Source organism: Williamsia serinedens (genome assembly GCF_024171725.1).
GTDB lineage: Bacteria > Actinomycetota > Actinomycetes > Mycobacteriales > Mycobacteriaceae > Williamsia_A > Williamsia_A serinedens.
Window position 1 is genome coordinate 728795 of the sequence record NZ_JAMTCG010000002.1, and the last position, 15324, is coordinate 744118.

Here is a 15324-nt window from a genome sequence, read left to right on the forward strand (position 1 = left end):
AGAACCCCCGCCGGTGACGGCGGGGGTTCTGCACGTAAGGGGCCGACGCTGGCGCGACCGCGCCGGGTCCGTGACCGTCGCAACGTGGCGCACATTCGAAACGTCGCCCGAGCTGCCTAATTACATGGCTGTTGCGCGGTTCACGCGTTCTCATGCATACTCGGTCAGCATCAAGCATTCGCCGCCCCCTGTGCGGCAAGTCCTACAGCCACCCCGAGTGCGGGGTGGCTGTAGTTGTATCAAGCGCTGTTCGGGGGACACCACGTGCTGCTGTGCTACATCGATGAGTCGGGCGACGAGCAACAGCTCCGCACACCTAGCGATCCACCGGTACTGGCCCTTGGCGGTCTGGTCGTCGACCACGAGCGAGCCAAGTCATTGATTTGGGACTTCCTTCAAATCAAGAAGCGATTCAATCCCACGCTCGCTGAGCCGGGCGTCAAGCTGTCCGACGTCATTCGCTTCGAGGTCAAAGGAAGCGACATTCGGAAAGATGTCCGCTCCGGGTCGAGGCGGCGGCGCCGCCGGGCCTACGGGTTCCTCGACGATGTCCTCCGGCTTCTGGAAAGCACGAGTGTGACAATACTGGCCGAGGTGCACGTCAAAGGTGCCACGCCGTTGAGCCGGTGGGTCTACTCCGATGCCGTCGCCGCTATGGCCGCCCAGTTCGAGGCTCAGCTGCGCGCTGCCGAGGTGCCCGGGATGATGATTTTGGACGCGCACACCAAGCATAAGAACGTCCCAAGCGTCCATCACGTTACGACGAAGCGGTTCAAGACGGGTGGCGACGCTTTCCCGCACCTGCTCGAAGCGCCATTGTTTGGACACAGCGACTCTCACGTCGTGCTACAGATCGCTGACATCTTGGTCTCGGCGCTACAGTTCCCGATGGCGTGCGCGGCGTACTCGTCCAGCCTCATCCACAACATCCATCTGAACGACGAGTTCTCGTCCTTGAGAGCGCGTTACGGTACCCGTCTACAGCTATTGGAGCATCGGTATCTTGACGCGGACGGCCGTCGCGCCGGTGGCGTTAGGGTCATCGACCACCTGAACCGCCAACCGTCGCTAGCGCTGTTTCGTGACGTGCCCTATAACTTCACGGCTCTATAGGCGTCGCCGCCGGTCACCGAGAGTTGCCGGGGTTGGCCGACCACCGATCAGAAGATCAGGGGTTTCGAATCCTTTCGGGTGCATGTCGTTCGGGCGCTTACAGTCGGCGCCGTGGTGATCGACTCTCTCGCCCGGGATGCCATCGACCTCGTCGGGGAAGACGGACGCGCTGTCCTCGGCATCACCGGTCCGCCCGGGGCGGGCAAGACCACGATGGCGACGGCGCTCGTCGCCCGGATCGAGGAGCTCCGAGGACCGGGATGGGCCGCGCTCGTGCCGATGGACGGCTTCCACCTGGCCGACGATCAGCTGCGGCGCCTGGGAGCACTCGGTCGCAAGGGTGCGCCCGACACCTTCGACGCGGCCGGATACGCGGCCCTGCTCGAGCGAACTCGTCTCGAGACCGATCGACCCGTCTACGCGCCCGGCTTCGAACGGACCCTCGAGCAGCCGGTGGCCGCCGCGCTGGTGGTGCTTCCGCAGGCGCGGCTCGTGGTCACCGAGGGCAACTACCTCCTGCTCGACGATCCCGTCTGGGCGGCGGCGCGAGCCGTGATGGACGCCGTGTGGTTCGTGACCGCCGACGAGCCGACCCGTCGTGACCGCCTCCTGACCCGGCACGTCGAGTTCGGCAAGACGCCGTCGGCGGCGCGTGCATGGATCGACGACGTCGACGAGCCCAACGCCGCATCGGTTCTGTCGACGGCCGCGCGGGCCGACCGTGTGATCGCCTCCGGTCCCGACGGGTGGACGATCGAGCGCTAGCGCGGCCCGTCAGGACGGCATGCGGTCGGCACCCCAGCTGCGGCGGATGTAGCCGACGATGCGGTCGATGTCCTCGGCGGGGACGTCGTCGGGGCGACCGTTCTCCAACGGGTCGGCGTGGAAGATGTACAGCCGCGACGCGAACTGGTCGAAGGGCAGCGAGCCCTCGCCGTGGCGCTCGCCGTTGCCGGCGGTCCCGACGACGACGCCGTCGCCCCAGTCCTGCCCGCTGTCGTTGTTCGGGTTGAAGAAGTACACCCGCATGACGCCGTCCGGGTCGGCGGCCACCCGCAGGATCGTGATCGCATGCCACCCGACGTAGCGCGCCGCGCTGTCGGTGACGGCGACGCCGGCCGGCTGCGGGTGGATGAGCGGCTGGTCCCCGTTGTAGGCGGGGTGGTACGACGCGTGGAACTGGCGCAGGAACGCGTCGAGGTCGACGAGGTCGCCGGTCTCGACGTCGACGTCGATGTGGAACTCCCGCCACGACCACCATCCGTGGAACTCGGGGTTCACCCAGCGGTGCGGGTCACCGGGCCGGCCGGCGCACTCCCGGACCATCTCGGCGTAGATGCGGTCGAGGTGGGGGACCAGCAGCAGGGAGACCGGGTCGAGGTCGACGGGGTCGCTCGTCGCGACACCGCTCTCGCTCGCCGTCGACGAGATGGCCTTGCCCTCGAAGTGCATGACGATCTCGTCGTCGCGGGCTGCCCACACGACCATCTGCAGGAGGTAGTCGGGGTCGTTGTAGGCCCACATCGACAGTGCGCGGGCCGACTGGCACGTCGGGTTGTCGCCCTGCCCCACACCGAGCGGCTGACCCAGCATCGACAGGAGGCCGGCGAGCAGGCGTGCCGAGGGGTCCGGGGTGTCACCGAAGGCCAGGCGCAGTCGTTCCCGCGACGCGTCCGACAGCGGCAGCGCGATCTGACGCCACAGCGACGGGACGATCGGCGGCTGATGGAGCAGGCCGCGGTCGAGCATCAACGCGAGACCGTAGATGCACTGCGCGGTCTCGGGGTGGACGGCGACCTCGACGAGGCGGTACACGAGATCCGGGAAGCGTTGCAGCGACGTGCGACCCACGTCCGACAGCCCGAGGGCCTCGGGCAGCAGGTGCGGATTGGTCTCGACCAGATACCGGAGCAGTGTCGCGTGATACGGCGAGACCAGCCCGGTGTCGTGCATGGCGCGGGCGAACCCGCCGGCCTCGAACTGCAGCCCGCCGGCGTCCATCACCTCGAGCCGTGACCGGTAGACGTCGACGCCGGGGTCCTCACGGCACGCCTCGGTGGTGCCGAACAGCGCGGTGATGAGCCGGTCGAGGCCCGATCCCGACGTGCCGAGATCGACGTCGGGATCGTCGCGGTAGATGGCGATGCGGGTGACCATGGCCGTCACCTGCTCCACTTGGATCGGCCGCTGCCGCAGGATGCGCCAGATCTCCTCGACCAGTTCGTCGAGGACGCTGTCGTAGCCGATCTGCTCGGCGACGTAGCGGAAGAGGTCACGGATGAGGGTGGCGGTCTGTCCGAGTCGGATGCGTTCGGCCTCCGACGGCGGCGTGAACAACACCTCGAGGTTCATCGCCAGGACCTGCGACAGGAAACGTCGTGCGTCGTCGGCGTCCACCGCGGGATGCGACATCTCGCCGGTGGCCACGGCGACCAGCCGCAACTCGCTAGCCGCCTCGAGCGCCACCGTGTCGGCGTGACCGCTGCGCAGGCTCGTCCCGACGATCGCGGGCACCAGGATGTCGGGGTGACCCCAGTCCGTGCCCGCGAACACCCCGGCCTCCTCGAGCGCCCCGGCCCGCTCGCGGACCGCCGCGCACCCAGCCCGCTGGGACAGGGCACGCGTCAGCGAGTCGAGGACACGCCGCACCTTGGTGCTCTTGGAGAAGTCCGGCGCGTCCCGCAGTGCCGCGGTGGCGTGGTCGAGCTGGGCCAGCCGCGACGTGAGCGCCGGATCGGGCACAGGGGACCCCGCGGCGCCACCGGGGTCCATCGACTGAGTGGGTCCGCGGTCACCCGTTCCGAGATCCTGTCTCACACGTAGAAGTCCAGTTCTTCCTGGTGCTTCAACAGGTCACGCATACGGGTGGGGTCGTCACCGAAGAAGTACAGCAGCCCCCAATGTGTCCCGAAGGCGGTGCGTTTGGTGACCGTCTGCTCCAACGGCGGTGCGAGGTCGTTGGTCTCGTAGTAGTCGTGCTCGGCCGTCTCGGCCGGGATCTCCAACGAACTGACCACGCGCCGACGGGGATACACCCCGAAACACCCGGCGACGCCGGTCGCGTCGACGACCTCTCGCGGGAAGAACGCGTCGATCTCCTCCTCGGTGGTCTTCGGGTCGAAGGCGAGCGCGAGCCCCTGGTAGGCGTTGAAGCCGTAGGCGCGCTCGAGGAGCTCGAAGACCTTGAAACCCGGTGGGCGGTAGGCGACCTCGCCGAAGTACATCTCGCCGTCGCTGGTGACGAAGTACTCCGGGTGGATGAAGCCGAACTCGATGTCGAACGCCTTGATCAGCTTCTCGATCTGCGCGGTGATCGCCGGACGGTACTTCTCCAGTTCCGGCGTCGCCGGCACGAACACCGAGTAGCCCAGCGTCACGTACTCGGAGATGTTCAGGAACTTGATCTTCCCGTCGTGGATCCACGCCTCGACGGCGAACTCCCAGCCGTCGAGGTGCGACTCCATCAGCACCGGGAACTCCTCGTCCGGGATCGAGTCGACCTCGTCGGGAGTGCGGATCACGCGATGACCCAGGCAGCCGGCCTTGTCGAACGCCTTGAGGTGGATCGGGTCGTTCGGGTCACCGTCGAGCTTCAGCAGCGTCTGGTTGACACGTCGCAGGAAACGGATGACGTCCTCGCGGTCGTGCGCCTCCTCGAAGATGCCGACGCGGATACCGCCGAGCTGTGCGCGCCGCTTCATGAGGGCCTTGTCGCGCAACAGCATCGCCTGGCCGAACAGCCTCGGGTTGTCGAGAAGCACGGAGTTGATCGCGCCGGCCCACTCGACGGTCTCCTCGTACAGCGGGATCGCCACGTCCACACCGCGGTCACGCAGGGTCTCGGCGATCTCCAGCGAGCGGTCGTTGAGACGTTCGAAGTCCCACGACAGATACGGGATGTCGTGCTGGTCGCAGTAGTCGCGCGCCCACTCGGGGGCGACGACGACGTACCGGCGATCGAATGCGTCGAGGGCCTCGACTGCGGCGAGACTCCATCCGAGGAGAGCCACGAATCCCTTGTCGGGGTCCTGCGGCGCTCGCTGCCTCGTGGACTGCACCTGCGTCTGTGACTGCGACGAGGACTGTGTCTGCGTCTGCATCATGCCTGTCTCCTTCCCGTCGAACGGTCGGGGGTCGAGCCCCGCCAACGGTACAGATGACGCAGACGGCTACCTATTCGGCGCAGCCGACGACGCGATCAGGCGGCCTTCCAGTCCGCGGTGCGCTCGGGGGACGCCTCCTCGAGGGCGGCGCGGGTCTCGTCGGCGCTGCCGTGCTGGCCGTAGACCGGGGTGCCCGGCTGCTGACGCCACGACTCGGCGATGGTCCCGCCGTCGACCGGGTCGAACCCCAGCTCGTCCACCAGGTCGGACACGATCACCTTCGCGGCGGCGTCGTCGCCGGCGATCGGCAACGCGATACGTCCCTCCTCGCCGGCGGACTTGCCGCGCTCCAGCAGGAACTTCCAGAAGATGCCGTTGAACACCTTCACGACCGGTTGACCGATCTGCTCGGACACCCAGGCGCTCTCGGTCTGCCCGTCCTCGATCGCCGCGATGAGTCCGTCGCGCTGCTGCGGGTAGTAGTTGTTCGTCTCGATGATCGGGGCGCCGTCCTTGCGGGAGGCGAAGATGCCCGGCTCGAGGTCGGGGACGTTCTTCTGCGGGATGGACAGGATGACGAGGTCGGCGTCCTTGGCGGCGTCACGCGCCCACACGGGCGTGGCACCGGTCTCCTCGGCCAGCTCCGTCAACGTCTCCGGTGCCCGCGAGTTCGCGACCTGCACCTCGTGTCCGAGAGCGGTGAGTCGCCGCGTGAGGCTGCCGCCGATGTGTCCTGCTCCGATGATCCCGATACGCATGACAGGCAGAAGCACCGGCATCCGACGGGTATTCCGGCGCCCCACACCGGTGTGATGCGCGAGACGTCCGCTCCGTCGGAATAGCCGGAGTGGGTGTGCGGTTGAACAGCGCGACGGAGCCGGACCGAATGCCCCGGGCCCCACCCATTGCCGCCACGAGCGGCCACTCGCCGAGAGGCGCATCACCGGTTCCGTCCACCGACCGACGGCGGCGGCACCTCACGAGGGTGTCGGCGCCGTCGTCGTGTGCGCTGTCAGATCCCGGTCAGCAGCGGCCGGATGTCGCGCGACCACGCGTCGAAGAAGCCCTCCATGTCCGGCCCGATCTGATGCACGTACACCTCGTCGATCCCCGCGTCGAGGAACTGCTGGATCTGCTGGGCGTGGGCCTCGGGGTCGTCGCCATGGGCGACGGCGTCGCCGACGGTCTCCCGGTCGACCAGCGACATCGCCGCCTCGAAGTCCTGCGGCCGGGGGAGCGTCTGTCCCAGCTGGCCGGGTAGCTGCTCGTTGGCCCACAAACGGTGCGCGAGGTCGAGTGCGGCGTCCGCGTCGGGTCCCCACGCGACCTTCGTGCCGGCCTGGATCGGCTTGCCGGCACCACCGGCGTCGCGGAACGCCTGGATCAGCTCGGTGTCGGCCATCGCCGTGACGAGGCCGTCCCCGATGCGGCCGGCCACCTCCGCGGCCTGCGGTCCGAACGCCGAGACATAGATCGGCGTCGGGTTCTCCGGCAGCGTGTACAGCCGCGCGTCCTGCACCTCGTAGAACTCCCCGTGGTGGCTGATCTCGCGGCCCTCCTGCAGCAGCCGGATCACGCCGACCGCCTCCTCGAGCATCCGCAGACGCACCCCCACCGACGGCCACGGGTCGCCGAGGATGTGCTCGTTGAGCGCCTCACCCGAGCCGACACCGAGGACGAACTTCCCGTCGAGCTGGACCGAGGCGGTCGCGGCGGCCTGGGCGATGATCGCCGGGTGGATCCGCACCGTCGGACAGGTGACGGCGGTGGCGATCGGCAGGGACGTCGCCTGCGACAGTGCGCCGATCACACCCCACACGAACGGGCTGTGTCCCTCGGCGTCGTTCCAGGGGTGGAAGTGGTCGGAGATCCACAGGGCGTCGAACCCGGCGTCCTCCGCGCGGCGGGCCTGGTCGACGAGTTCGGCGGGACCGAACTGCTCGCAGGACAGGAAGTAGCCGAGGCGGCTCATGATGCTCCGTTCGCGGGGTAGGGCGCGCCCTTCAGCAGGTGCGCGAGGTGTGCCGCGTTCGATGCGGCGGTGCGGGTGGTGGATGCGGTGCCCTCGGGTGTCTCGTCGAGGTCGAGGTAGTCGGTACCGTGCATCGCCTCGCCGTTCCAGTAGCTGACGCCCTGGGCGGGGATCGTGTAGCCGACGTCGTTCAGGCACTGGAACGCGATCGCGCTGATGTGGTGGGCGCCGTCCTCGTTGCCGACGACGCCGACAATCGCGACCTTGCCGAACAGGTGTGGCCGACCCTGGTCGTCGGTGTAGGACAGCTCGGCGTCGAGACGCTCGAACACCCGCTGACACACGCTGCTGTGTTGACCCACCCAGGTCGGCGTGCTGACCACGAGGACATCGGCCGCGAGGATCTTCTCGCGAATGCCGGGCCACGCGTCGCCGTCACCCATGTCGGCCTCGACGCCGGGCCGCACGTCGTGGTCGACCACGCGGACGGACTCGGTGCGCGTGCCGTCGGGGAAGGCCGCGAGAAGTTGGTCGGCGAGCAGCTGACTGCTCGACTGCGATGGTGAGGGCGTGAGCGTGCACACGAGTGCGAGCACGGAAAGGGTGTCGTCGGACATGGCGACTCCTGGGTCTCTGCGGTGTGGCGCACGGGGATTCGCGCGTCACCGCGCGGGCGGGTCTCGACGGCAGCCAGGTCTGCACTCGCCGAGACCGGGGGGTCAGGCGGCGGGGGCCACCTGCGGTGTACGGCTGTGGGCGCTGAACGCCTCGACGCTGAACGGGGCCAGCGGCGTTGTGCCGTAACCCATCTGGACCAGGCGGCCACGGATGTCGTCGAGGGTGGACGCTCGGAGGATGGTCTGCAGGCCCGCGACGCAGCGTTCGACGTCGGCGAGGGGTGCGTCGAGTGCCGCCGCGACCTGTGCCGGCGACGATCCGAGTGCGAGGTGGTCTGCGATTGCCTTGTGGTTCGTCACGTCTACGACGGTAGGACCGGGCAGACGTGCCCGAAAGGAGCTCGAGGCAATCGACGGTGCAACCGTGTCGGCGGTCGCGTTTCGATAACGCCGCCGTGACCTTCCCGTCAGTCGCCGACGCGTCGGAGGTCGTTCTCGAAGGTCACACGACCCGGGCATGCCTCGGTCCACGCGAGCGTCGAGGTGCTGGTGACCGAGGGCACGGGAGACGCGGCGTCGTCGGGGAGCGTGGCGGTCGAGGTGAGCACCGGCCGATAGCTGCGACCGTCCGCGCAGCGCCGGGGTCCGACGGTCTCGACCTGCGAGAGCCGCCGCGAGGGGCCGCCGGTGTACCCGGCGACCGTGGGCGAGGCGCCCTGAGAACCCTGGTCCACCATGACGACGGCGCATGTGGTCGCGTCACGGGTGCACGTCGGGGTCGCGGTGAAGCGGGTCGTCTGGACGGTGGGTGTCCGGATGAGCGTGGGCGGGTTCCACGCGACGATCGTCGTCGTTTCCTCGTAGGTGCCCCGGAAGCCCTCGACCGGCGAGGTGACCGCCGTCGGCACCCGGACGTCGCCCAGCTTGCGGGTCCCCGACGGCAGGCCCCCGGTGCGCTCGAGGGTGATCGTCCCCTCCGACGTCATGGCGCAGGAACCGCCCTGGACCGATGCGAGCGTGCCCGAGAGCCGGCTCGCGGAGTCGTTGGCACGCAGCGACGCGCTCTCGAGCGCGACCCACGGCTCGTCGACGGGGGCCGAGAGTCCCTGCGGCACGCAGGGTCGAGTCGGCGGGACGACGACGCGCGACCAGGCCCCGTTCTCGAACACGAAGTCCATGCGTTGCTGGTCGTAGGGCAGGCTCGGGTCCGCGGCGGTCGACGAGGCGACCGCGACACAGCCGGAACCCGGCCCCGCGCAGGATGTCTGGACGACCCAGGTCGACGTCTGTGGGGTGGCGTCGCTGCCGGTGGTGGTGGAGCCGTCCGTGGAGGTGGTCGTCCGCGTGACCGAGTACGTGCCGCTGAACATGGCCGCCGGGTTCGGCGGGGCGTCGTCACCGCACGCGGTGAGCGATCCTGCACCGACCGCTGCCGCGAGCGCGATCAGGACGCAGCGCCACAGGACGCGCGAGGTGAGGGGCGGACGGGTCATCGGTGCTCCTGGGCGGGCGAGGGCGATCTGTGCGATATCTCATCACACATTCACCGTTCGCAACCTGCGACGACCCGACGGTGTCAGGCGACGATCGCGGGCCGCCCGAACTGCGTCCGGACACCCGGGGACCACAGAGCGCGGAGCGGGGGTCCCGCCGCGCGGACGCCGCTCGCATCGAGCAGGTCGTCGTCGAGGTGCACGATGTCCGCGCGGTGCAGTGGCCACGACGAGTGCTGGTTCGGCACCCACAGCGTGCGTCCGGCGACGCGGGTGTGCGCACCCCAGCGGGCGGTCAGCCACTGTTCGAGGTCGGTCGGCTCCACCGGTTCGCCGATCTCGACCTCGAGTCGACTGCGCAGTCCGCGATCGGGCCACCGCCTCTTGCTGACGTACTCCACGCGGGTCCCCATGCGCCGGATCGACATGTCGGCCCAGGTGTACGGGATCCCCAGACCGATGCGGGTCAGCGGCACCACGGCGAGACGACTCGTCTCGAGCGACCGGAACAGCACGCCGTGACGGCCCTTGTCGTCGACGGAGTAGAGGCGGATGTTGGTCTCGGCGAACGAACCCAGGTACGGGACCGCAGGGGTGCGGCCCAGCGAGATGTCGTGCATCTCGAACGGGACGAGGGCGACGTAGGTTACGCCGTCGGCGAACACGTCCGGACGCGTCCCGCGCGGGAACATGTGCGCCACCGACGACGCGTCGACGGGCCAGTGGACGAAAGTCAGGTTCTCCCACCGCTGGTCGAGGATCATCGGCCGCGGCAGCTTCGGCGCGGTCAGCGGTGCTCCCAGGATGCTGGACATGGGGACCAGTATCCCGCGGCCCGTTCCATGTGACACGGGACCGTGACCGAGCGGACAATTCACCCTTGTGCCATCCGGGAGCAAACCCGCCATCCTGACCGTCGACGACGACCCGTCGGTGTCGCGTGCCGTGGCCCGCGACCTGCGGCGTCGCTACGGCGAGAACCACCGCATCATCCGGGCCGAGTCGCCCGACACCGCGCTCGACACCCTCCGGGAGATCACCCTGCGCGGCGACGAGGTGGCGGTGATCCTCGCCGACTACCGCATGCCGCTCATGACCGGCATCGAGTTCCTCGAACAGGCGATGGACCTGGTCCCCGCCGCGAAGCGGGTGTTGCTGACCGCCTACGCCGACACCGGCGCCGCGATCGACGCCATCAACGTCGTCGATCTCGACCACTACCTGCTCAAGCCGTGGGACCCGCCGGAGGAGAAGCTCTACCCCGTGGTGGATGCGCTGCTCGAGGCGTGGCGCGCGTCGGACCGGAGTCGGTCCGACGACACGCGGATCGTCGGACACCGGTGGGACCCCCGCAGCTCCGCCATGCGGGAGTTCCTGGCCCGCAACCAGCTCGCCTACCGCTGGTTCATGTCCGACGAGCCCGAGGGGACCCGGCTGCTCGCGGCCGCCGGCCTCGCCGACGACGCGCGACTGCCGGTCGTCGTGTGCGCGGACGGGACCGTGCTGCAGGAGCCGACCGACACCGCGCTGGCCGACCACCTGGGCCTGCAGACCAACCCGAGCGGCGACTTCTACGACCTCGTCGTGGTCGGGGGCGGGCCGGCGGGCCTGGGGTCGGCGCTGTACGGCGCCAGCGAGGGACTGCGGACGGTGCTCGTGGAACGCACCGCGACCGGTGGCCAGGCGGGCCAGAGCTCGCGTATCGAGAACTACCTGGGCTTCCCCGACGGCGTGTCGGGCGCACAGCTCGCCGACCGCGCGCGGCGCCAGGCGATCCGGTTCGGCGCCGAGTTGATCACCACCCGCGACGTCGTCGCCCTCGAGGTCAATGGGTCGGCCCGGACGGTGCGCTTCGACGACGGCAGCACCATCGACGCGCACACCGTCATCCTGGCGACCGGGGTCTCCTACCGTCGGCACGACGCGGACGGTCTCGACGCACTCACCGGCCGCGGCGTCTACTACGGGTCGGCGGTCACCGAGGCCGCGCGGTGCAGCGATCAGGACGTCTACATCGTCGGCGGTGCGAACAGCGCCGGCCAGGCCGCGCTGTACCTCGCCCGGGGCGCGCGGTCGGTGACGATCGTCGTCCGCGCCCCGTCGTTGCAGGCGTCGATGTCGCACTACCTCATCGCGCAGATCGAGAAGACCCCGAACGTCACCGTCCGCACCTGCACCGAGGTCGTCGGGGTCGGCGGCGAGGACCACCTCGAGACGATCACCCTGCGCGACCGCACCACCGGCGACGAGGAGACCGTCGCGAGCGCCTTCCTGTTCCTGTTCATCGGCGCCGCACCACGCACCGACTGGCTCGACGGGGTGGTCACGCGGGACCCGCACGGCTTCATCCCGACCGGTCCCGACCTGATCTCGGACGGAGTGGTGCCCGGTGGCTGGTCGCTCGACCGGATGCCGCACCACCTCGAGACCACCGTCCCCGGCGTGTTCGCCGCCGGTGACGTCCGGTCGCAGTCCGCAAAACGCGTCGCCTCCGCCGTGGGCGAGGGGGCGATGGCCGTGATGCTCGTCCACAGATATCTGGGGCAGTCATGACAGAACGGGTGATGTGCACACCCGAGGAGCTGCGCGAGCTGTTCCTCTTCGAACACCTCTCGCCGGAGCAGCTCGACACGCTGTGCCGCGAGGGGCACGTCGTCGAGATCGAGCCCGGTCCGCTCTACACCGAGGGTGAACCGGCCACGTGCTTCTACGTCCTCATCTCCGGCGAGGTGGTGATGTCGAAGATGTCGGGGGGCGAGGACATCCAGATCTCGCGGACCTCGCAGAAGGGTGTCTACGCCGGCGCCTGGCAGGCGTATCTCGGCGATCTGGGGTCCGACACCTACCCGGCGTCGATGCGCGCCGTGACCCGCTCGCGGTTCTTCGTCCTCGACGCCGAGGTGTTCGGCCGGCTCGTCCGCGAGTGGTTCCCGATGGCCGTCCACCTTCTCGAGGGGTTGTTCATCGGCAACCAGAACTCCCGGCAGGTCCTCGACCAGCGCGAACGGTTGCTCGCGCTCGGCTCGCTGTCGGCGGGGTTGACCCACGAGCTCAACAACCCGGCCGCGGCGGCGGTGCGGGCGACGTCGGCCCTGCGCGACCGTGTCTCGCACATGCGGCGCAAGCTGCAGGTCATCGCGTCGGGCGTCTACGACGCCGAGGCGATCACGACGCTCATCCGCCTGCAGGACGAGGCCGCCGAACTCGTCGCCAAGGCGCCGACGCTGACCCCGCTGGAGGCCGCCGACCGGGAGGACGCGATCGCCGACTGGCTCGACGACCACGGCATCGCCCAGAGTTGGGAGCTCGCCTCGCCGTTCGTCGCCGCCGGCTTCGACGTCGACTGGTTGGAGAAGGTGTCCGCCCGTGTGGACGCATCGATCCTCGAGAGCGCGGTCCGGTGGCTGTTCTACACCGTCGAGACCGAGTTGCTGATGAACGAGATCGGTGACTCGACGACCCGGGTGTCGACGCTCGTCGAGGCCGCGCGTCAGTACTCCCAGATGGACCGGGCGCCCCACCAGCGTGCCGACCTGCGCGAGCTGATCGACTCGACGTTGGTGATGCTCGGTCGCAAGATCGGCGACGGGGTCGACGTGGTCCGCGAATACGACCCCGCCCTGCCGGCACTGCCGGTCTACGCCGCCGAGCTGAACCAGGTGTGGACCAACCTTATCGACAACGCGGTCGCCGCGATGGACGGCTCGGGGACGTTGACGGTCCGCACCCGCCGCGACGGTGACGACGCCGTCGTCGAGATCGCCGACACCGGCCCCGGCGTCCCAGAGGACATCCGGACCCGCATCTTCGAGCCGTTCTTCACGACGAAGGCGGTCGGGGAGGGGACCGGTCTCGGTCTCGACATCTCGTGGCGGATCGTCGTGAAGAAGCACCACGGCAGCCTCACGGTGCGATCGGTACCCGGTGACACGGTCTTCGAGGTGCGGATCCCGCTGGAGGCACCGACGCCCGAGGTCCCTCCCGCCACGGACTGAAGGGCCACCCGCGTCGTCCGTGTGGATCCGCGCCCGGCTCGGCGCGGACAGGCGAGTTCGATGCCGGGTTCGGCTGCCGCGCCGCGAACCCGCGCGCACCTCGTCGACCCACGCCCAGCTCGGCGCGGGACGGCCGGTTCGACGCGGGTTTGTGGAGCGGCCTGTCCGGTGAGCGCGGCACTAGGCTGACCGCATGTCCCAGCAGGCGCCGTGGGCGCGAGGTCGGTACGAGTCCGTGGCCACGCTCATCGCGCCCGTCGCCGAGGAACTCGTCGCCCGGGTCGACGATCTTCGATCGCTGGCCGGCGCCGACGTCGTCGACCTCGCCTGTGGCACAGGGTCTGTCGCCCGATCCGCGGTGCGCCGTGCTGCCCGGGTGACCGGCGTCGACATCACCCCCGAACTCGTCGACATCGCCCGTGCGGCTTCTCCCGACGCGATCGACTGGTTGGTCGCCGACGCCGTCGACACCGGACTTCCGGACGACAGCGCCGACGTGGTGCTGTCGAGCATGGGGATCATCTTCACCCCACCCGCGGTGCTCGACGAGATCGCCCGCCTGCTGCGGCCCGGCGGGACGTTGGGGTTCACCGCGTGGACCCGCGGCGCGCACAACCCCTTCCACGATCCGGTGGTCGAGGTCCTCGGGCCGCCGCCGAGCGACCAGCCGGGGCCCGACGCCTGGGGTGACGCGGAGACGGTGCGCTCTCGGCTCGCCGACGGGTTCCACACCGTCGAGGTCGACCCGCGTGTGCACACCTGGCGGTTCGACTCCGTCGACACCGCGCTGCACTTCATCTCCCACGAGTCGCCGGTTCATGTCGACCTGCTGTCCCGCGTCGACGAGGTGCAGCGCGACCGGCTGCTCACCGCGTTCGAGGCGACGCTGACCGGGGTCGCCGACACCGACGGGACTATCGCGTTCGACTCGCCCTACGTGGTCGTGACCGCGCTCGTACGCTGACGAGCTCGCCCGCCGCGCGCCGAAGGCGCACGTCGCGCCGGTCAGTGGTGTTGTATGGAACGGGTGCGCCTGCCCACGAGCCGCCAGCGCCGCGGTCGCTTCGTCCTCACCGTGACGCTCGCGGCCGTCGCCGTGCTCCTCGCGGGGTGCTTCGACCCGCTCGACCGCGCCGGCTCACGCGACCCGGACCCGAACCACATCGTCGTCGGCTCCGGTGGTGTGCTCGAGGCGCAGATCATCGGGCAGATCTACATCGACGCACTGAAGGCCAACGACTTCCAGGTCACCGACCAGCTCAACTCCGGCACCCGCGAGCGCTACGTCCCCGCACTCAAGGCCGGTGACATCGACCTGACGCCGGACTTCATCGGTAACCTCCTCTACTACCTGGCGTCCAACAACTCGGCCGTGTCCGCCGAACGCGCAGAACAGATCTCGACGATCACCGACCTGCCGGGCATCGAGGCCGCGATGCCCGAGGCCCTCGGACCGGACCTCGCGATCGGTGAGCCCGCGCCCGGATCCGACTCCGACAGCGTCACCGTCACCTCGACGACGGCCGATCGCTACCGCCTCAAGACCATCGGCGATCTGGCCGAGCTGTCGAAGCGGCAGACCGTCACGTTCATGGCGAACAGCGAGTTCGCGACGCGCTCGGTGGGTGTGCCGGGCCTGGAGAAGAACTACGGCCTGCGCGTGGAGTTCCGACCCAACAACGACTCCGGTGGACAGGCGACCATCAACGAGCTCACCTCGGGTCGCGTCACCGCCGCTGACATCTACACGACGACGCCGGCGATCACGACCGAGAACCTCGTCGTCCTCGAGGACCCGAAGAACAACTTCCCGGCCAACAACATCGTCCCATTGATCGCCAAGTCGAAGGTGACACCCAAGCTGCTCGAGGTGCTGAACGCGGTCTCGGCGAAACTGACCGTCACCGAGCTCCGCGACCTGAACTACGCCGTGTCCGGCCCCCGCAAACTCGAGGTCGAACAGGCGGCGTCGGAATGGGTCGACAGATGGAACCTGAACGAGAAGATCGGACAGCGATGACCAGTCCCGAA

General features: G+C 69.2%; 14 protein-coding genes. 6 read left to right on the forward strand and 8 right to left on the reverse strand.

Annotated elements, in window-relative coordinates; translation table 11 throughout:
- Nucleotides 1-264 precede the first annotated feature (264 nt).
- Together LX12_RS07070 and LX12_RS07075 are read left to right on the forward strand one after the other, a co-directional pair.
- Nucleotides 265-1113, forward strand: a complete 849-nt coding sequence (locus LX12_RS07070; RefSeq protein WP_253653798.1) for a DUF3800 domain-containing protein — start codon at nt 265-267, stop codon at nt 1111-1113.
- Nucleotides 1114-1230: 117 nt separating this feature from the next.
- Complete coding sequence (locus tag LX12_RS07075; protein ID WP_372504948.1) at nt 1231-1878, forward strand: nucleoside/nucleotide kinase family protein; 648 nt, start codon at nt 1231-1233, stop codon at nt 1876-1878.
- A 9-nt stretch (nt 1879-1887) separates the two neighbouring features.
- Here the strand turns inward: LX12_RS07075 and LX12_RS07080 are convergent, their stop codons facing one another.
- The 8 genes from LX12_RS07080 to LX12_RS07115 form a co-directional block, all read right to left on the reverse strand.
- On the reverse strand, nt 1888-3885 hold the full coding sequence (locus LX12_RS07080) for a hypothetical protein (protein WP_253653899.1): 1998 nt from the start codon (nt 3883-3885) through the stop codon (nt 1888-1890).
- A 41-nt stretch (nt 3886-3926) separates the two neighbouring features.
- Nucleotides 3927-5213: an ATP-grasp domain-containing protein gene (locus LX12_RS07085; protein ID WP_372504950.1), complete on the reverse strand. Its 1287-nt coding sequence runs from the start codon at nt 5211-5213 to the stop codon at nt 3927-3929.
- 98 nt (nt 5214-5311) lie between these two features.
- Nucleotides 5312-6157, reverse strand: coding sequence for an NADPH-dependent F420 reductase (locus LX12_RS07090; RefSeq protein WP_301284205.1), 846 nt, complete (start codon nt 6155-6157; stop codon nt 5312-5314).
- A 71-nt stretch (nt 6158-6228) separates the two neighbouring features.
- Nucleotides 6229-7188 (reverse strand): TIGR03557 family F420-dependent LLM class oxidoreductase, encoded by a 960-nt coding sequence (locus LX12_RS07095; RefSeq protein WP_253653800.1) that lies wholly within the window; start codon nt 7186-7188, stop codon nt 6229-6231.
- On the reverse strand, nt 7185-7805 hold the full coding sequence (locus LX12_RS07100; protein WP_253653801.1) for a flavodoxin family protein: 621 nt from the start codon (nt 7803-7805) through the stop codon (nt 7185-7187). Before LX12_RS07100 ends, LX12_RS07095 begins: the two co-directional genes overlap by 4 nt.
- A 102-nt stretch (nt 7806-7907) precedes the next feature.
- A complete protein-coding gene (locus tag LX12_RS07105; RefSeq protein WP_253653802.1) occupies nt 7908-8165 on the reverse strand; it encodes a hypothetical protein in 258 nt (85 codons plus the stop codon).
- 107 nt (nt 8166-8272) lie between these two features.
- The gene (locus tag LX12_RS07110) at nt 8273-9298 is read right to left on the reverse strand and encodes a hypothetical protein (RefSeq protein ID WP_253653803.1); all 1026 of its coding nucleotides are present in this window, start codon (nt 9296-9298) and stop codon (nt 8273-8275) included.
- Nucleotides 9299-9381: 83 nt separating this feature from the next.
- Nucleotides 9382-10113, reverse strand: a complete 732-nt coding sequence (locus LX12_RS07115) for a YqjF family protein (RefSeq protein WP_253653804.1) — start codon at nt 10111-10113, stop codon at nt 9382-9384.
- Nucleotides 10114-10180: 67 nt separating this feature from the next.
- Here LX12_RS07115 and LX12_RS07120 point away from each other — a divergent pair, with 67 nt between their 5' ends.
- The 4 genes from LX12_RS07120 (at nt 10181) to LX12_RS07135 (ending at nt 15313) form a co-directional block, all read left to right on the forward strand.
- Complete coding sequence (locus LX12_RS07120) at nt 10181-11851, forward strand: NAD(P)/FAD-dependent oxidoreductase (protein ID WP_253653805.1); 1671 nt, start codon at nt 10181-10183, stop codon at nt 11849-11851.
- A gap of 11 nt (nt 11852-11862) precedes the next feature.
- On the forward strand, nt 11863-13293 hold the full coding sequence (locus LX12_RS07125) for an ATP-binding protein (protein ID WP_372504939.1): 1431 nt from the start codon (nt 11863-11865) through the stop codon (nt 13291-13293).
- A gap of 193 nt (nt 13294-13486) precedes the next feature.
- On the forward strand, nt 13487-14257 hold the full coding sequence (locus LX12_RS07130) for a class I SAM-dependent methyltransferase (RefSeq protein WP_253653807.1): 771 nt from the start codon (nt 13487-13489) through the stop codon (nt 14255-14257).
- 54 nt (nt 14258-14311) lie between these two features.
- Nucleotides 14312-15313, forward strand: coding sequence for an ABC transporter substrate-binding protein (locus tag LX12_RS07135; RefSeq protein ID WP_443741617.1), 1002 nt, complete (start codon nt 14312-14314; stop codon nt 15311-15313).
- Nucleotides 15314-15324 lie beyond the last annotated feature (11 nt).